Source organism: Actinokineospora auranticolor (genome assembly GCF_002934265.1).
GTDB classification, from domain to species: Bacteria; Actinomycetota; Actinomycetes; order Mycobacteriales; family Pseudonocardiaceae; genus Actinokineospora; species Actinokineospora auranticolor.
In genome coordinates this window covers 16,336-33,605 of record NZ_PTIX01000033.1, presented here as the reverse complement: position 1 = coordinate 33,605, position 17,270 = coordinate 16,336, and the positions used below count along the sequence as shown (strand labels likewise).

Below are 17,270 nucleotides of genomic sequence, written 5' to 3'. Positions count from 1 at the left end.
GAGGTCGCGGTGCGGAAGTGGACAGTGGCGAAGTGGACAGCGGTGGCGTGCGCGCTCGTGGCCGCCATCGGGATCGTCGGACCGGCCTCGGCCGCGCCCGCCGAACGCAAACTCACCGGCGTGTGGACCCTGCGCGTCCCCAACGGACCCGGCCTGCTCGACCGGGACGGCTCCGTCGGCCTCGGCGACCCCGCCGCCGCCACCCGCTGGCGGTTCGTGCAGACCGGTGCCCGCGGCGACTACCTCATCCGCACCGACGAGACCCTGCGCGGCTGGACCCTGCCCGAGGCCGGCCCCGGGGCGGCCGTGCGGGTCGGGCCGCTGAACCTGCTGCCCACCGATCCCCGGACACTGCGCTGGACCGTGCACCTCAGCGGCTCCGCGGCCGCCGCCGTCATCTCGGTGACCATCAACTCCGCGGTCAACGGCTGGCCCGTCGTCCCCGGCGGCGACTACGACCCCCACCTCGTCGTCGTCCCCGAGACGTTCGCGCCCGTCACCTATCTCGCCACCAAGGTGTCCAACTAGGACCCTTTTCACCCGAAAGGCGGGTCCCGCTTGTGGGTGGGGGCACGCGCTGTTTCGCTGCTGGGAAAGTCCACGCGGTGATCGGGAGGTCGGCATATGGTGCAGACGTCGTGGCTGAGCGCGGTGACCAAGCTCAAGCCCAGTGAGGACGGCATCGCCGTGGTGAAGGCGGAACCCCCGGGAGGGGTCTCGCTGCCCACGCAGCGCGCCGGCACGCTGTCGGCGGGAGTGGTCGCGGCGATCGGACCGGGCAAGCGGCTCGCGTCCGGGGAGACCCGGCCGATCCACCTGAAGGTCGGCGACACCGTCGTGTTCGACGTGGCCGCAGGCACCGGGGTCGACATCAACGGCGGCGAGGTCATCATGCTGCACGAGACCGACGTGCTGGAGGTCAGGCCCACCTGAGCGAAGGCCGGTCCGTCGGCGCCGCCCGGCCGGGGGCGGCGCCCGGACCCGGTCCGGCTAGGACTCGCCGGTGATGCGGGCCGAGCCGATCGACGCGGCCGTGATGGCCCGCGCCGCCGTCTGCGTCGAGGAGTTCTGCGACAGGTTCGTCAACGTCGCCTTGTTCAGGGCGTGCACCACGAACTCGTAGGTGTTCACCGTCGACGGTGAACACGGCCCCTGGTAGCCGTAGAGGCTGGCGCTGCCCCGGTAGTACACCTGCCGCGACCCCGCCGGTGTCGGCGGCTGGTAGGAGTGCGCCACGTTCTGCGGCAACGACGTCGACCCCACCGGGATGTCGTAGATGACCCAGTGGATCAGGTTGTTGTTGTCCAGGTCCCGCATGACGATCGCGTAGCTCTTCGCCCCCGCCGGGGCACCCGCCCACGACAGCGGCGGGGACTCGTTGCGCTTGGCGGGGTCGTTGCCGCCGCCGCTGGTGCACTCGTGCACCTTGGGGATCAGACCGCCGTTGGTGAACGCGGCGCTGGAGACGCTGAAAGCGCTCCCCTGTCCCGCCGACGACACCGCGGGCGAGACCGCCACCGCCCCGACGACGAGCACGGCGGCCAACACGGTTGTGGTGCTTCTCACTGGGGGTCTCCCGAGGATTCCTGTGGTCCTGTGGTCCTTTCCGTGACGCGACTGTGATCTGGCGCCGGACCCAGCGTAGGCGCTCACCCATCCGGCGGCGGCCCGTCCTTTTCACCACTTTTGTCACCGAACGATCCCCGTCGCGACGCCCCCGGCGCGTCGTCTCCCCACCGGTTTCCCACCCTCGCCCCTCCTTGCCTACAGAAGCACACTTCTGTAGGCAAGGACTCTGATCCGCCCCTGGTTGAAGAGGTTGGTTGTCAGTAACTATGATGAATCCATAGTTACTTGTATGAATGGTGGGTTGGTTGTGGTGGATGTGGCCGGTGGGGACGTCGTGGAACGCCGAACGGCGGCGCCGGGGGAGGAACCGGGCTGCCTGTGCTGCGGCACACCGCTACCCGAACGCGGCACCGCCCGCGGTGGACCGCGACTGCGGTACTGCCCCGAAGGACAAGGCCGCTGGGACGGCGACGCGTTCTCCTGCAAACGCCACGGCGCCGCCGTCGTCGCCTACCGGTCCGCGCGCGGCGACGACGACCCGCACGACCCCCTCGCCGTCCTGGACCGCGAACTGACCCGACTGCGATCGACACTGACCCCGGCGTTGACCGCGCTCACCGACACCGCCGCCGCCGTCGCCGGACAACAAGAGTTGGTGCGCCGCGAAACCGTCCGCGTCGCCGAGGCCGAAGCCCACGCCGAACACGCCCACCGCGCCACCGCCGCCGCCACCCAGGCCCGCGACCAGGCCCAGGCCGCCGCGGCGGCCGACCGCGCCGCGGCCGCCGCCGCCGTCGCCGACCGCGACCAGGCCCGCGACGACGCCACCCGCGCCCGCGCGGCCGCCACCGCCGCGACCACCCAGGCCGCCACCGCCGAACAGGCCCGCCAGGACGCGGTCACCGCCGCGGGCGACGCCGTCAAAACCCGCGAAGCCGCCCAGGCGCGCGTCGCGGCGCTCACCGACACCGTCGCCGCCCTCACCGCCGACCGCGACGGCGACCGCACCGCCCTGGAAAACCTGCGCACCCGCCTCGCCGCCTGCCAAGCCGAGGAACGCGCCGCGCGCGGCATCGCCACCGAACTCGCCCACCGCCTGGAACAGGCCACCGCCGACCGCGACCGCGCCACAGCCGACCACGCGCGGCTGGTCGCCGAGTCCGCCGCGGGCCAGGCCCGCCTCGACACCCTCACCGCCGCCGTCACCGACCGCGACACCGCGCTCGCCGCGGCGCGTGAGGACCTCACCGCCGCCACCGTCCACAACCGGGTCCTGCGCCACCTCGCCCACGCCGTGCCCGTCGACGCGCCACACCACCCCGCCGTGCGGCACCTGCTGGCCACCCTCACCGACACCGGCACCGACCTGCTCGCCGACCTGGCCACCACCATCGCCACCGCGCCCGCCGGTACCCGGCCCGTCGACGCCGTCCTGGCCCGCCTTCGCGCCCCCGACACCGCCCGCGCCGACATCGAACAAACCCTGACCGAACCCGGCGGCGCCGACACCCGCGCCCGCCGGACACTGACCGGCCTCGCCGCGACCGGCCGCCTACCGGCCGTCCCCCTCACCGACCACGACCCCAACACCCCACCCGCCGCCCACACCGTGACCATCCACGTCCACGGCGGCACCCCCGACACCCGCCGCCACCTCGCCGTCGAGGCCACCCGCGTCGCACCGGACCGCGTCACCACCGCCCCCGACGGCACCGAGCTGCGGATCGACACCCCCACCGCCCCGGTCCTGACCTACCTCGCCGACCTGGCCGCCCACCTCGGCCTCACCGCCACCATCGGAACCACCCCATGACCCCGCCCACCGCGCTCGGCGGACAACCACGGCGACCCCGAGCAGGGCTCCACGGCACCCACTACAGGTCGCTCACCCCCGGAACCACAGTCGACACGGTGGCGCGCCCGACACCCGCCGCCTCGCCGTCGAAGCCACCCGCGCCGCACGGGACCACGCCGCCACCGAGCCGCGACCGCCACGGGCCGCGCAGCGCCCGTTCCCAGTGCCTGGACCGCGCGCGCCCCACTTCCGATCCCGGCCCGGTCACCGCGACCGGCGCCGTTGCGGGCTCAGTCAGACCTGTCAGCGCCGATCCCCGGTGCCGCGACCGCGCACGACCTACCTCTGCCGCCGGAAACGCGGCCGACACGGCGCGCCCGACCGATCACCCCGCCCACGACAGCCATCGGCCACACACCGCCGGTCCCCGGTGCCGTGGCCGACGCGGCCTCGTCCGAGGCGGTCACCACCGCGTCGGCGCGTCGAGTGCGCTCGACCCACGCCAGTCCCCGGCCCGGCCGATCGCCCCGGCCGCCGCCACGGTGCTGTGCTCCTTCCACTCGGCCGTGTTCGCCCGGCACGCGTCGGCCGCATACCCGGTTCGCGACCTCGGTGGCGAACCGCTCCGCGAACCCGCCGCCGCGGGCCCGGTCGGCGCTGAGCCCCGACACCGGGACCGCGCGCGCCCCGCCTCTGGCCCCGGCCCGGTCGGTGCCGATCGAGTGCCGGGCCGCGCGGCACGGGTGTCCGGAGGTGTGCGGTGACCGCCGAGAACACCGGCGGCGACACCACGCCCGCTGTGTTCGCCGGTGCCGTGGCCGAGCTGTCCGTGTGGCCGGGTGTGGCCGACCCGCCCGTGCTGCTGGCCGCCGTCACCGACTGGCTGGCCGGGTACGGCAGCACCGCCACCCGCCACACCTACGCCGGGCAGGCCCTGGGTCTGCCGACCAACCCCGTCGACATCGAACGGTGGGCCTGCGTCGACCGCGCCCCCGCCGGGTGGGCCGCCGCCGTGACCCGGTACGGCAGCGTCATGCGCCTGCCCGCCCGCCCCACCACCGGGCCGACACCACCGCCTGCCCCGCCCGGGCGGTTGCGGCACCTGCACTGGCTGCGGTGGTGCGCCGCCCACGACCTCGACCCCCGGCTGGCCCGCGCCTCCCACGTCAAAACCTGGCTGGCCGACCTCGACACCGCCGGCGCCGCCCCCAGCACCCGCGACAAGATGCTCGGCGCCGTCCGCGCCCTCTACGACCACCTGGTCGCCGACGACCACGCCGAGGCCAACCCCGCCGCCATCAACCGCGCGCGCCTGGGCCTCACCGCGAACCGCAAAGGCGCCACCCGCACCATCACCCTCGCCCACGCCGAGGTCGCCGCCCTCTATCACTTCGCCGGGCGGCTGCCGCGCCAACGGGAACTCGACCGCCTCCGGGCGCGGGCCGTCGTGGCGCTGTTCACCGCCGGGATCCGGGTGAGCGAACTCTGCGACCTCGACCGCGCCGACCTGCACCACAACCGCGGTGTCCGGGCGCTGCGGGTGCACGGCAAAGGCGCCAAGGACCGCATCGTCTACCTGGCCGACCCCGTGGCCGCCGCGATCGACGACTACCTGCGCGCCCTCGACACCGGCACCGCCCCGGCCACCCGCGCCCAACGCCCCACCCTGGGCACCCCGTTGCTGCTCAACCGCAACGGCCGCCGCTGCACTCGCCAGGCCATCTGGGAACTGCTGCGCCGCATCGCCGCCGCCATCGACCCCGACGGCACCGGCCTGGCAGGCACCCTGCACCCCCACGCCCTGCGCCACTACTACGTCACCACCGCCATCGCCGACGGCGCCGACATCACCGACGTGGCCACCGACGTCGGCCACACCAACACCGACACCACCCGCCACGTCTACAACTCCGCCGCCCCCGACCCGGCCAGGTCCTCCGCCCACCGCGTCGCCCGCCACGTCTTCGGCCCCGACTGACCGCCCCACCGGACCACGCCGGAGTCCGCACCGGGCGGGCGAACGCCCCGCCGGTGGCCAACGCCGCCCGCCCGCGAGGATTTCGTGCGGGAAGCGGCCGTGGCTCACCCCGTTGGAGATCACTCGCGAACCACTCGGTCGTCACCCGCGCCACATCGACGGGCGACGGGTCACGAGGACCCGACACCGGCACGCTGCCGACACCGGTCCAGCAGCAGCCCGGCGGCCACCAGCGGCGCCGGGCGACGCGGGTCGGCGGTGTCGGTGGACTCCCCGCGCTCGCGGATCGAGCCGACGACATCTCCCAGAACCACCTGCCTGCCCGAGCCCCGACACCAGCGGAGGCCCCGGCGGCGGACTCGCCGAGGCGCGAGTGGGGCTCAGCGGGCCAGCATCGCCCGCGCCACGATGATCTGGCCCGGGGCCAACGCGGTCCGCCCGTCCTCGATGTCCCACAGCGAGTTCTGCAGCACCCGCCCCAACGTCCACCCGGCGGCCCGGGACCGGTCCAGGTCGAGCGCGTCGGTGAGCAGGTCGAACCGGCGGTCCACCGTGCGGGTCGGGGCGCCCGCGGCGACGACGGCGTCCCATTCGCTGTCCAGGGCGGGCATCAGGTCGAACCCCGGGTCGCCCGCGAGCGGCTCGGGGTCGATCGCCAGCCACGGTTCCCGTTCCCCGGCCAGGACGTTGCCGTAGTGCAGGTCCCAGTGCAGCAGTCGGTCTCCCGGTTCGTCGACGAGGTCGGTGACCGCGTCCGCGCAGGAGCGCAGCAGGCGCCGCTCGTCCGGGTCGGCCAGGGACCGCAGCGCGGCGGGGACCTCGTCGAGCATGGCCGTCGCGATGTCGGCCAGCCCGCGCAGCCCGGCGGGCGCGGGCACCGCCGTCAACCCGCGCATCAGCTCGGCGAGAACGCCCATGGCGGTGTCGTCGTCACCGACGTCGGCCAGGCTGCGGGAGCCGTCCAAGCGCTCCAGCAGCATCGTCGTACTCGCCGGGTCGTGGTCGATGAGCCGCACGATCCCGGCGCCGTCCCAGGCCCGCAGCCCCACGACGGCGGCCCTCGACTCGTCCCGGGGCGGCTGGAACTTCAGCACCGCGCGTCCCCCGTCGGTGGCGCGCACCGGTAGCACGAGCGACGCCTCGCCGGAGCCGGGGACGCCGTCGGGGACGAGGTCCCACCGCGCCAGTGACTCCTCGACCAGCGTGGGGAGAGCCGCGATCCAGGCCCGGCCCGCCTCGCCCTCGCGCCGGTACGACGCGAGCAGCACCTCGGGAAGCAACATGGCGCGGAACCCTTCGTCGGCGCAAACACCCACCCTACTCAGGGGTGGTGTCACGCCGGTCGGCCTCGCCGGCACCAGCCGGAAAGCCGGTGGTTGTCTCGGACCAGCGGCGCTGCCCGCTGTGGGGCAGGCGCCTGCCGCTCGGGGCGTCGAGGAGCGGACCGGCCGGGCGGCGGTCACGACCTGGCCGACCGCGTGCCTGCGGCCACCCCGGTGTCGGCCTGGTCCATTCCGGACTTCCGCATCCTGTTCTCGAAGCCGTCGAGCATGCACTGCACCGTGAGCGCGTACTGGGCATCCGGGTCGTGCCCACCGTCGAGCGCCTTGCTCAGGTTGGGGTAGCGCCGCATCAGCGCGGCGATGTCCTCCGCGCGGGGTGCCGCTCCGCCGACCGGGTGCGCGGCCTCGTTGAGCACTTGGCCGATCGTGTAGGTGCGCAGTGAGCTGATGATCACGAGCAGGTCGTGCTCGGTGAACCCGGAACCGCTGAGCAGTCCGATCACCCGATCGCCGAACTCCATCATCGCCGGGGCGTGGGCGGGCCGGGTCGCGAGGACGGGCAGCACGTTGGGATGGCGGCGCAGCACATCACGCAACCGCCGCAGGTGTGCTGTGAGGTGATCGCGCCACGTCCCGGTCCGGAGTTCGAGGTCGTCTTCGGCCAGGAACTCGCTGAAGACGGCCTCGACGACACCATCGAACAAGGCGGCCTTGTTGGGCAGGTGGTGGTACACGGCCATCGGGTTCACGCCCAGTTCCGTGGCCAGTTTCCGCATCGAGAGCCCGTCGACACCGTCCCGGTCCAGGACGGCGAGGGCGGTGGCGACGATGTAGTCGCGAGTCAGCGCGCGGCGGACCGGTCGACCTTCGGGGTCGGTGTCGACAGGTCTGGTCCTCCGCGCCATGCCGCGAGCTTAGTGTCGGCGCACGTCGTGCAGCGTGTCGCGTAGCTTCGCGGTCCAGGCGACCGGCACGTCGAAGTACGACAGGTGGTGGCCGGGGAACACCACGAGCGGTGCGCCGATCTTCCCGGCGAGGATCCCGGCGGGCGGTCCGTAGTACCGCCTGGTGGCGAGGGTGGTCGCGCCGACCGCCATCACCACGGGTATCCCACTGGATTTCAACCGTTCGACGTTGGGCGCGTACCGCACGAAGTGCGCCATCTCGTGCTCGGCGAAGAACCGCTGGTTGTTCGCGGTCCGCGCGGTGAAGTCCGCCGGGATCTCGCGGTACGCGGCCACCGGGATGCCGACCGACAGGGAGAACAGCGCCATTCCCGTACCGGCGCCGAGACGGCGGATGGTGTCGAACATGGCGAGCGACTTGGTGTCCGGTTCGACGGTGAGCAGTGGCGGTTCGTGGGCGATGACCGCGGTCGCGGCCGCAGGTGTGCTCGTGGCCATTTCCAGGGCGATGATGGCGCCACCGCTGTTGCCGAAGATCGCCGCCGATTCGTGCCCGGCGGCACGCAGCACCGCGACCGCGTCACGAGCCTGCTGAGCGATGCTGAAGTCCGTCACGTTCCGGGTGCTGCGGGAGTTGCCGCGCCGGTCGTAGGTGATGACCTGGAACTCGTCGGCCAGCAACGCCGCCGGATAGGTGTAGAAGCCGGCGTCCCCCTGACCGCCGGAGATCATCAGCAGCGGCGGACCGCAACCGCGGACCTCGTAGTACAGGGTGTCCCCTTCGGAGGTGACGTGTCCGGTCCGGACCGGGACCTGTTCGGCCTTGGCGCGGGCGGCTGCCGAGTCCTCGGCGTCGTACCCGGTGACGGTGCTGGTTTTGATGGCCGCGACAGCGGAGGACGCCGCCAGCGCCAGGGTCGCGCCGATCCCGACGGCGATCCGCGCGACCCGACCACGGCCTCGGAGCGGCAAGATCACCGCGAGTACCACGACTGCGGGGACCAGGGCGAATGCCAGCACTCCAAACGTCACCCGCTCGTGCGGCACGACAGCGAAGTAGGCGTTCACCACCGCCGCGACGGCCGCGACCACGGCGGGCCACGGGTCGACCGGTGACCCGCGGATCACCCGGGGCAGCGTCCACGCCCCGACGACGGCGGCGGGCAGCACGGTCAGGACGACGTGCAGCCACAGTTTGTCCTGGTCGAGGAACCAGCCGAGATCACCCAGCGCCTCGATCAGGAACACGACGTCCACGGCGAGTGCCGCCACCAACAGCCACGGGCGCGGCCGGATCCCGGCGAGTAACCACAGCAGTGGCGACAACACCAGTGTCACGCCGTCCAATCCGACCATCGCGAACCCCCCTGGCTATACGACGTATACCTACGCTACATCGTATAGCCGGTCGACAGTCGCGTTCCGCGGCGGCGGCCGGGCGAGGGTGCGGTTCTGCCCGGTGAGGCGACGGCGAGACGCCGCTGGTGGCCGTGGCCGTGGCCGACGTGGCGCAACCGCAGGTGTCGGCCTGCGAAGAGGCCGGGTGCGAAAATCCCCCGGCCGGGGTGTCCTTGGGCGGGGTGCCCGTTCGTAGTGATGTCGTGCGGCGAGCGCGCCGCGCGGGAATCGGACAGAGGAGCCACGGACGTGAAGTACATGCTGCTGATCAACGCCGGTGCCGTCGACGTCGAGGGCGGCGCGGTGGGGTGCGCGCCCGAGGACTGGATGGCCTACGACAAGCAGGTCCACGACGCCGGGGTGTTCGTGTCGGGCGAGTCGATGGCCGACCTGGTCACCGCCGCGGTGGTGCGGGTCGCCGACGACGGGCGCCGCACGGTCACCGACGGCCCGTTCGCCGAGGCGCGGGAGGTGCTGGGCGGGTTCTACGTCATCGACGTGCCCGACCTGGACGTGGCGCTGGAGTGGGCGGCCCGCTGCCCGGGTGCCCGCGGCGGCGGGTCGGTGGTGGTGCGCCCGATCGCCGACTTCGGCGCCTGAGCGCCGGTGGTGGACGTGGCGCGGGACGCGGTGGCGGCGGTGTTCCGGGAGGAGCACGGCAGGCTGCTGGCGGCCCTGGTGCGCCGCTTCGGTGACCTCGACTTGGCCGAGGAGGCCGCCGCCGAGGCGGTGGCGGCCGCGGTGGCGCACTGGCCGGTGCGCGGTGTGCCGCCGAACCCGGGCGCGTGGCTGATGACCACCGCGCGGCGTCGGGCGGTCGACCGGTTGCGCCGTGACCAGGCGCTGGCGACGCGGCTGGCGGTGCTGCGGGTGGAGGCCGAGCGAGCCGAGCACGCGCCCCCGGCGGACCTGGCCGATGCCGGGGGCGGGGTGCCCGACGAGCGGCTGCGGCTGTTCTTCACCTGCGCGCACCCCGCGCTGCCCGCGGAGGACCGGCTGGTGTTGACGCTGCGGTGCCTCGCGGGCCTGACCACCGCCGAGGTGGCGCGGGCGCTGCTGGTGCCGGAGGCGACGATGGCCAAGCGGATCACCCGCGCCAAGGCGCGGATCCGGACGGCGCGGATCCCGTTCCGGGTGCCCGGCGCGGACGAGTTGCCCCAGCGGCTCCCGGGGGTGCTGCTGGTGTTGTACTCGATTTTCACCGAGGGCTACGGGGCGCGCCGCGACGACGTGGCCGACGAGGCGGTGCGGCTGGCCGGGATCCTGCGCCGGCTGCTGCCGGAGCGGGAGGTGACCGGGCTGCTGGCGCTGATGCTGCTCACCCACGCCCGGCGCGCCGCCCGCACGGGCGCCGACGGGGCGCCGGTGCTGCTCGACGCGCAGGACCGGTCCCGGTGGGACCGGGCGATGATCGCCGAGGGCGCCGCGCTGGTGCCCGAGGCGTTGGCCGGGCCGGTGGGCCCGTACGGGGTGCAGGCCGCGATCGCCGCGCTGCACGCCGAGGCGCCGACGTTCGCCGACACCGACTGGACGCAGATCGTGGCGCTCTACGACGTGCTGGCCGCGATCGACCCGTCGCCGGTGGTGGCGGTCAACCGGGCGGTGGCGGTGGCGATGCGCGACGGCCCGACGGCGGGGCTGGTGCTGTTCGACCGGTTGTCGAAGGAGCCGCGGCTGCGCGGCTACCACCCGTACCTGGCCGCGCGGGCGGACCTGTTGGCGCGGGTGGGGCGGTTCCCGGAGGCGGCGGTGGCCTACCGGGCGGCGTTGGCCGCGGCGGGGTCGGAGCCCGAGCGGGCGTTGGTGCGCGGCCGGTTGGCCGAGCTGGAGCTGGAATCGGAGTCGGGGGAGGCGGGGACGTGGACGTGATCGGGCGGGACGAGGTGTCGGCGTGGACGGAGGCGGAGCGGCTCGGGGTGGTGGAGCTGCTTGCGGACCTCGACGACGCCGAGTGGCGGGCGGGGTCGCTGTGCGCGGGGTGGACGGTGTGGGACGTGGCCGCGCACCTGGCGCTGTCGACGCGCACGTCGGTGTGGGGGATGTTCGGCGGGATGCTGCGCTACCGGGGCGACTTCGACCGGATGGTCGACGAGCAGGCCCGGGCCCGCGCGGCCCGGTACGGCCCGACCGAGCTGGTGGGCCAGCTGCGGGACACGGCCGGGTCGGCGCGCCGCAACCCGCTGGCCGCGCCGCTGGACCCGTTGGCCGACGTGCTGGTGCACGTGGAGGACATCATCCGCCCGCTGGGCCGGCCGCGGCCGCGGCCGGTGCCGCCGGAGCGGGTGGCAGCGGCGCTGGGGCACCTGGTGGCGGCCCGGTTCTGGGGTGTGGCCAAGCGGCTCGGGGGCGCGGTGCTGGTGGCCACCGACCACGACTGGCGCGGCGGCGACGGCCCGGACGAGGTGCGGGGCCCGCTGGTGGACCTGCTGCTGATCGCCACCGGCCGCCCGGCCGGGTTGGCGGGTGTCACCGGCCCCGGGGTCGGCAGGCTCGCGTTGTGACGGGCCGTGGGGGAGTGGCCGCCGGGCCGCGTCCCCACCCCTGATCTCACCCGATCGTGGGCACCGACCGTGACGGATCGGCTCCGTCGGGTCAGGGTGATCAATTAGAGTGCCGGGCATGCGGCGATGGCCCCAGGTGCTCGCAGGCGCGGTTGTGCTCGCCCTGCTCGTCCTGTTCGCGGTGCTGCTGCTTCCCGACGGCGGCCTCGACCGCAGCGACAAGGTCGCCAGCGTCCTCGGCCTGGGCGTCGCCGTCCTGACCCTGCTCGTCACCTTGTTCCCCAAGCCGGGGCGCGCCGCCGGGACGCCCGACGACCTCGGCGCGGTCGTCGACGGTGTCGCGCGGGCGGTCCGCGACCAGTGGGAGTCCGAGGAGCAGATCCGGCGGGTGCACGACCCGTTCCCGCTGCCCTACCGGTGGACCGCGGCCGACGAGGCGATCACCGACCACTGGCAGGCCGTCAACGCCGCCCCGGACGACGACACCCCGCCGGAGCTGGCCGGGCAGGGCGACCACGTCGTCGACCTGTTCCGCGCGATCCCGTCCGGGCGGCTGGTGGTGCTCGGCGAGGCGGGCGCGGGCAAGACCGTGCTCGCCTCGCGGTTCGTGCTGACCCTGCTGGGCGAGCGCGCGCCCGGCGCGGCGGTCCCGGTGGTGTTCTCCCTGAGCTCGTGGGACCCCGACCGCGTGGGGTCGCTGTCGGACTGGCTGGTGGCGGAGTTGACGTCGAACTACCCGAGCCTGGGCGCGGTCGACGGCGCGGGCGACACCGTCGCGGCGCGGCTGCTGGCCGCGCGGCTGGTCCTGCCGGTGCTCGACGGGTTCGACGAGGTCCCCGACGGGCTGCGCGGCACCGTGCTGGCGCGGATCAACCAGGGGCTGCGGCCCGACACCCGGTTCCTGCTGACCAGCAGGCCCGAGGAGTACCGGTCGGCGGTGACCTCGACCGGTGTGCTCACCGCCGCGGCGGTCGTGCGGTTGGCGCCGTTGACCGCCGACGACCTCGACCGGTACCTGCCGCTGACCATCCGCACGGTCAACGGCTCCCGGGAGAAGTGGCGGCCGCTGCTGGCGCGGACCCGGGAACCCGACGCGGGCGGCGCGCTGCGCGAGGTCCTGTCGACGCCGCTGATGGTGGCGCTGGCCCGTGCGGTGTTCAGCGACACCGACGCCGACCCCGAGCGGCTCGCCGCCCGGGGCGACTCCGCCGCCGCCATCGAGGACCGCCTGCTCGCCGGGTTCGTGCCCGCCGTGTACGCCGACTCCGACGCCGGGTCCGCGCACCGCAGGCTCGTGTTCCTCGCCGAGCACACCGTGCGCCTCGGCACCCCGGACATCGCCTGGTGGCGGCTGGTGCAGGCCGTGCCCCGCGCGGTGGTGGGCGTGGTGGGGTTCCTGGTGATCGCGTCGGCCGTGTGGTTCGGGATGGGCTTCCCCGGCTGGGTCGGGCACTGGCCCGCGGGCTCCGGGCAGGGCGGCTGGCAGGTGGCGACGGTGCTCGCCGGTGCCGTGTGCGGCGCGGTCGGGGGCGCGGTGGTGGGGCAGGGGCGCGGGATCCGCCCGGAGCCCGCCCGCATGCGGCTGCGGCTGCGCGGCAGGCTCGCCCAGATCACCGCCCGGCTCCGCCGGGGCCTGCGGAGCTGGCGGACCATGGTGTACCTGGCGGTGTGGGTCGTCGGCGGGACCCTGTTCGGGCTCATGGCGTCGATCGGCCGCGACCAGGGCGCCATCCTCGTCGGTGTCGCCGCCGGCCTGTTCGCGGGGGCGGGGACGTGGCTGGTGGTGTCGTTCATCAGCGGCCTGGGCACCCCGATCGAGCCGACCGACACCACCAGCCCCCTCGACCTGCTGCGGATCGACCGCCGCACCGCCCTGCGCCAGGGTGTCGCCGTGGGTGTCGTCGGGTCGGCGGTGTTCTGGCTGACGCTCTACCTCGGCGTCGAACCCGCCTTCGGCGTGCCGTTCGAGGTCGTCTTCGCCGACGGCCTGTGGCTGCCGGGCATCGCGATCACCGCGACGGCGGGGGTGGCGATGTGGATGATGTTCGCCACGGTGTGGGGGGCCTGGCTCATCGCCCGCGTGTGGTTGGCGCTGACCGGCGCGCTGCCCTGGGCCACCATGGCGTTCCTGCACGACGCCTACCGCCGCGGTGTCCTGCGGCAGGTGGGCGGTGTCTACCAGTTCCGCCACGCGCGGCTGCGCGAATACCTCGCCCGGCCCCGGTGACCCGAGGCGTGGGGGAGCGGCCCCACGCCTCGGGACCCCCAGTGGTTACACGCGGGCGGGGAGGAAGAAGGTCTCGGCGCGGGTGAGCGCCTCGGTGTCGTTGCGGATGTCGCCGGGTTTGCTGCCGTTGCCCAGCAGCACCCCGGCCCACCGCATGCGCAGGTACTCGGCGCTGCGGCGCAGCATGCCCTCCAGCGCCTCCGCCTGGGAGGTGTCCTCGGCCAGCGCGGTGACGCCCCACAGCGTCTTCGGTGCCATGCGGGCCTTGAAGTCGGCCTCCCGCACGCGCAGCCAGTTGGACCAGTAGTCCAGGTAGGCCTTGGTGCTGTTGGACACGGTGTACCAGTACAGGGGGCTGGCGATGACGATGTCGGTGGCGGCCAGGGTCGCGTCCAGCAGCAGCTTCTCGTTGCCGGTCGGTGGCGGCAGCGGGTTGTCGTGGCGGGTGTCGGCGAAGGTGGGCAGGGGGTGGTCGCCCAGCCACAGCCACTGCCGCTCGACGTCGGCGGGCAGCGCGCGGGCGGCGTGCCGGGCGAGCTGCTCGGTGTTGCCGTCGCGGCGGGAACTGCCGAGCACGAACAGGAACCGACTCATCGGTGGGGATCCTCCCGGGTGAACGACACGGTCTCCATGTATATGCATCTAATGCATGTACACACAGATGTTGTACGGGCGGGTATCTTGTGTCAAGGCCCGCCCGAGGAGTTGGATGCCGTGACGTCGTCGTGGGACCGGCTGGTCACCCTGCACAGCCGCGTCGAACAGGCGCTGTGCCGCGCCCTCGGCCCGCACACCCTGGGCCTCTCGGAGTACCGCGCGCTGGCCCGACTGGCCGACTCGCCCACCGGTGAGCTGCGCATGCAGAACCTCGCCGAGGCCATCGGCCTCAACCAGAGCTCGGTCAGCCGCCTGGTCGCGCGCCTGGAGCAGTCCGGCCTCAGCGAGCGCACGCTGTGCGAGGAGGACCGGCGCGGCATCTACACCACGATCACCGACTACGGCCGCGAACGCCACCGCGCCGCGCAGCCCGACTACGAGTCCGCCCTCGCCGACGCCCTCGACCGCGCCGCCCGCGACCCCGACCTCGCCGCCCTGGTCGCCGCGCTGAGGCCGGACTAGGGCGCGAGGAGTTTGCGCAGCGTGTAGAGGCAGGCGTCGAGGGCCTCGTGCCGCGAGAGGCAGGCGGTCCGCGTGTGGTGCCAGCCGGAGTACATCGTCGACCACAGCACGCTGTGCAGCCACCGCGGCTCCAGGCGGGGGTCGACGGTGCCGTCGCCGTGACCGCGCAGGATCGCCTCGTGCAGGGCGATCTCGGCGGGCCCGCAGTCGTCCCAGGTGTAGGTCTGCGGGTCGTTGAACACCAGCAGCAGCACCGGGCCCAGCTCGAAGTACTCGCGGCAGAGCCGGTCGACGGCCGCCGCCGCCGGGCCGCGGGCCAGGTCCGCGCGGGCGGCGGCCTCGGTGACGAGCTCGTCGGCCAGCACGCCGATGGCCGCGACCAGGTCCGCGCGCTCGGGGAAGTAGCGGTGCACGGTGGTGCGCCCCACGCCCGCGGCGGCGGCGATGTCGGCCAGCGACGCGGCCGGGTCGGCGGTGAGCGCGGTGATGGCCGCGTCCAGGATCGCCCGGCGCGTGCGGGCCCGGGTGCCGCTCTCGACCGGTTCGGTGTCCACCGGGCCAGCGTAGACGGGGACCGCTCCGGAACGGAATGCCGGTTGACCGTAGTGGAACATCGATGTTCCACTAGCGGGCATGGCTGCTCCAACAAATGCGGATGAACCGGGACGAACGGTCCGCTTCCCCCGGTTACGGGTCCTGTGGTCCTTCGCCGTCCCGCACCGCCGCACCCTCCTCGCCGCCCTGCTCATGGCGCTCGCGGCGTCCGCGCTGAACCTCGCGATGCCCATGGCCACCAAGTGGGTCCTCGACGCGCTCGCCGCCGCCGACCCGCTCGCCGGCCCCCTGCTGCTGATGGTCGGGCTGATGCTGGTCGGCGCCTGCATGTGGGTCGGGCAGTGGGTGCTGCTCGGCCGACTCGGCGAACGGGTCGTCCTCGACGCGCGCGAGGGCATGGTGCGCCGGTTCCTGCGCGCCACCGTCCCGGCGATCACCGCCCGCGCACCCGGCGAACTGGTCACCCGCGTCACCTCCGACACCGTCCTGCTGCGGGAGGCCGCCACCTCCTGCGCCGTCGGCCTGGTCAACGGCGCGGTCATGCTCGTCGGCACCCTGGTCCTCATGGGCGTGCTCGACCCGCTGCTGCTGGGCACCACCGTCATCGCCATCGCGGTCGTCGCGGTCCTGTTCGGGCTGCTCATGCCCGCCATCGCCGTGGCCAAGCAGAGGGCGCAGGACCACGTCGGCGCCCTCGGCGGCGTCCTGGAGGGCGCGCTGCGCGCCGTGCGCACGGTCAAGTCCAGCCGCGCCGAGGACCGCCAGGCCGACGCCGTGCTCACCGACGCCCGCGCCGCCGCCGACCTGGGCATCCGCGTCGTGCGCCGCGAGGCGGGCGCGTGGGCCATCGCCTGGACCGGCGTCGAGATCGCGATCATCGCCATCCTCGGCCTCGGCGCCTGGCGCGTCGCCCAAGGCGAACTCGAGGTCTCCGCGCTCATCGCGTTCCTGCTCTACGCGTTCGGGCTGATGGACCCGGTCACCACCCTGAGCCAGAACGTCACCGCACTGCAGAACGGCATCGCCGCCGCCGCCCGCATCCGCGAGGTGCAAGCCCTGCCCCTGGAAACCGGCCCCAGCACCCCGAACACCACCCCCGCCGACACCACCGGCCCGATCCTGCGGCTGCGCGGGGTCACCGCCGCCTACGGGCCCGACGCCGAACCCGCCGTCCGCGACATCGACCTCGACATCCCCCGCGTCGGCCACACCGCCGTCGTCGGACCCTCCGGCGCGGGCAAGACCACCCTGTTCTCCCTGATCCTGCGGTTCCTCGAACCCCAACAGGGCGCCCTCACCGTCGACGGCGTCGCCTACCGCGACCTCACCCACGCCGACATCCGCGCCCACCTGGCCTACGTCGAACAGGAAACCCCCGTCGTGCCCGGCACGATCCGCGACAACCTGCTGTTCACCCACCCCCACGCCACCGACGCCGACCTCGCCCGTGTGCTCGCCGCGGTCCGCCTCGACACCCTCGCCGACGGGCTCGACGCGGGCCTGGACACGCCGCTGTCGGCGACCTCGGTGTCCGGCGGCCAACGCCAGCGCATCGCCATGGCCCGCGCCGTGCTCGGCGACCCCGCCGTGCTGCTGCTCGACGAGGCCACCGCCCAGGTCGACGGCCTCACCGAGGCCGCGCTGCACCAGGTGATCCGCGACCACGCCCGCCGCGCCGCCGTGGTCACCATCGCCCACCGGCTCTCCACCGTCGTCGACGCCGACACCATCGTCGTCCTGCAGGACGGCCGCATCCGCGCCCGCGGCACCCACACCGAACTGCTCGCCTCGGACGCGCTGTACCGGGACCTGGTGGAATCCCTTCGCATCCCCGACGCCGCGCCCGTAGGGTCGAGCACATGACCCAGTGACCCCGCGCACCCCCACCACTCCTCTGTGGACAGTCCAGACCCGCCCACCGAGGAGGAAACCCGTGATCA

Annotated in this window: 18 protein-coding genes; 10 read left to right on the top strand and 8 right to left on the bottom strand. The window is 74.0% G+C overall.

Features of this window, described 5'->3' with window-relative positions:
* Nucleotides 1-9 precede the first annotated feature (9 nt).
* Both CLV40_RS33840 and CLV40_RS33835 read left to right on the top strand, forming a co-directional pair.
* Complete coding sequence (locus CLV40_RS33840) at nucleotides 10-528, top strand: RICIN domain-containing protein (RefSeq protein ID WP_146108374.1); 519 nt, start codon at nucleotides 10-12, stop codon at nucleotides 526-528.
* A gap of 96 nt (nucleotides 529-624) precedes the next feature.
* A complete protein-coding gene (locus CLV40_RS33835) occupies nucleotides 625-933 on the top strand; it encodes a co-chaperone GroES (protein ID WP_104483096.1) in 309 nt (102 codons plus the stop codon).
* Between the two features lie 57 nt (nucleotides 934-990).
* Here CLV40_RS33835 and CLV40_RS33830 read toward each other — a convergent pair whose 3' ends face one another.
* Entirely contained in the window at nucleotides 991-1,566 is a 576-nt protein-coding gene (locus CLV40_RS33830; protein ID WP_245931741.1) for a YbhB/YbcL family Raf kinase inhibitor-like protein, read from the bottom strand.
* 337 nt (nucleotides 1,567-1,903) lie between these two features.
* Here CLV40_RS33830 and CLV40_RS33825 point away from each other — a divergent pair, with 337 nt between their 5' ends.
* On the top strand, nucleotides 1,904-3,382 hold the full coding sequence (locus tag CLV40_RS33825; RefSeq protein WP_146108373.1) for a serine/threonine-protein kinase: 1,479 nt from the start codon (nucleotides 1,904-1,906) through the stop codon (nucleotides 3,380-3,382).
* Between the two features lie 61 nt (nucleotides 3,383-3,443).
* On the opposite strand, the gene CLV40_RS38585 is transcribed toward CLV40_RS33825, so the two are convergent.
* Entirely contained in the window at nucleotides 3,444-3,611 is a 168-nt protein-coding gene (locus tag CLV40_RS38585) for a hypothetical protein (RefSeq protein WP_181043914.1), read from the bottom strand.
* A gap of 513 nt (nucleotides 3,612-4,124) precedes the next feature.
* Between CLV40_RS38585 and CLV40_RS40455 the strand changes: the two genes are divergently transcribed.
* Nucleotides 4,125-5,342: a tyrosine-type recombinase/integrase gene (locus CLV40_RS40455; protein WP_181043913.1), complete on the top strand. Its 1,218-nt coding sequence runs from the start codon at nucleotides 4,125-4,127 to the stop codon at nucleotides 5,340-5,342.
* 170 nt (nucleotides 5,343-5,512) lie between these two features.
* Here CLV40_RS40455 and CLV40_RS38580 read toward each other — a convergent pair whose 3' ends face one another.
* The 4 genes from CLV40_RS38580 to CLV40_RS33805 form a co-directional block, all read right to left on the bottom strand.
* Entirely contained in the window at nucleotides 5,513-5,656 is a 144-nt protein-coding gene (locus tag CLV40_RS38580) for a hypothetical protein (RefSeq protein ID WP_181043912.1), read from the bottom strand.
* Between the two features lie 66 nt (nucleotides 5,657-5,722).
* Nucleotides 5,723-6,625, bottom strand: a complete 903-nt coding sequence (locus CLV40_RS33815) for an aminoglycoside phosphotransferase family protein (RefSeq protein WP_104483094.1) — start codon at nucleotides 6,623-6,625, stop codon at nucleotides 5,723-5,725.
* Between the two features lie 176 nt (nucleotides 6,626-6,801).
* Nucleotides 6,802-7,530 carry a TetR/AcrR family transcriptional regulator gene (locus CLV40_RS33810; RefSeq protein ID WP_104483093.1) on the bottom strand — a complete coding sequence of 243 codons (729 nt, stop codon included), beginning with the start codon at nucleotides 7,528-7,530 and terminating at the stop codon, nucleotides 6,802-6,804.
* 9 nt (nucleotides 7,531-7,539) lie between these two features.
* The gene (locus CLV40_RS33805; protein ID WP_181043911.1) at nucleotides 7,540-8,868 is read right to left on the bottom strand and encodes an alpha/beta fold hydrolase; all 1,329 of its coding nucleotides are present in this window, start codon (nucleotides 8,866-8,868) and stop codon (nucleotides 7,540-7,542) included.
* Between the two features lie 309 nt (nucleotides 8,869-9,177).
* Here CLV40_RS33805 and CLV40_RS33800 point away from each other — a divergent pair, with 309 nt between their 5' ends.
* The 4 genes from CLV40_RS33800 to CLV40_RS33785 all read left to right on the top strand — a co-directional run bounded on the left by CLV40_RS33800 (nucleotide 9,178) and on the right by CLV40_RS33785 (nucleotide 13,656).
* A complete protein-coding gene (locus CLV40_RS33800; protein ID WP_104483091.1) occupies nucleotides 9,178-9,528 on the top strand; it encodes a YciI family protein in 351 nt (116 codons plus the stop codon).
* 15 nt (nucleotides 9,529-9,543) lie between these two features.
* Nucleotides 9,544-10,797, top strand: a complete 1,254-nt coding sequence (locus tag CLV40_RS33795) for an RNA polymerase sigma factor (protein WP_374065051.1) — start codon at nucleotides 9,544-9,546, stop codon at nucleotides 10,795-10,797.
* The gene (locus CLV40_RS33790) at nucleotides 10,788-11,429 is read left to right on the top strand and encodes a maleylpyruvate isomerase family mycothiol-dependent enzyme (RefSeq protein WP_342752329.1); all 642 of its coding nucleotides are present in this window, start codon (nucleotides 10,788-10,790) and stop codon (nucleotides 11,427-11,429) included. The genes CLV40_RS33795 and CLV40_RS33790 overlap by 10 nt, the downstream gene beginning before the upstream one ends.
* A 118-nt stretch (nucleotides 11,430-11,547) precedes the next feature.
* The gene (locus tag CLV40_RS33785) at nucleotides 11,548-13,656 is read left to right on the top strand and encodes an NACHT domain-containing protein (RefSeq protein ID WP_146108372.1); all 2,109 of its coding nucleotides are present in this window, start codon (nucleotides 11,548-11,550) and stop codon (nucleotides 13,654-13,656) included.
* A gap of 45 nt (nucleotides 13,657-13,701) precedes the next feature.
* Here the strand turns inward: CLV40_RS33785 and CLV40_RS33780 are convergent, their stop codons facing one another.
* Complete coding sequence (locus CLV40_RS33780; RefSeq protein ID WP_104483088.1) at nucleotides 13,702-14,250, bottom strand: flavodoxin family protein; 549 nt, start codon at nucleotides 14,248-14,250, stop codon at nucleotides 13,702-13,704.
* 120 nt (nucleotides 14,251-14,370) lie between these two features.
* Here CLV40_RS33780 and CLV40_RS33775 point away from each other — a divergent pair, with 120 nt between their 5' ends.
* Nucleotides 14,371-14,775 carry a MarR family winged helix-turn-helix transcriptional regulator gene (locus tag CLV40_RS33775; RefSeq protein ID WP_245931740.1) on the top strand — a complete coding sequence of 135 codons (405 nt, stop codon included), beginning with the start codon at nucleotides 14,371-14,373 and terminating at the stop codon, nucleotides 14,773-14,775.
* Here the strand turns inward: CLV40_RS33775 and CLV40_RS33770 are convergent.
* Nucleotides 14,772-15,329: a TetR/AcrR family transcriptional regulator gene (locus CLV40_RS33770; protein ID WP_245931739.1), complete on the bottom strand. Its 558-nt coding sequence runs from the start codon at nucleotides 15,327-15,329 to the stop codon at nucleotides 14,772-14,774. The genes CLV40_RS33775 and CLV40_RS33770 overlap by 4 nt on opposite strands.
* A 79-nt stretch (nucleotides 15,330-15,408) precedes the next feature.
* Here CLV40_RS33770 and CLV40_RS33765 point away from each other — a divergent pair, with 79 nt between their 5' ends.
* Nucleotides 15,409-17,193, top strand: a complete 1,785-nt coding sequence (locus CLV40_RS33765; protein WP_104483085.1) for an ABC transporter ATP-binding protein — start codon at nucleotides 15,409-15,411, stop codon at nucleotides 17,191-17,193.
* Nucleotides 17,194-17,270 lie beyond the last annotated feature (77 nt).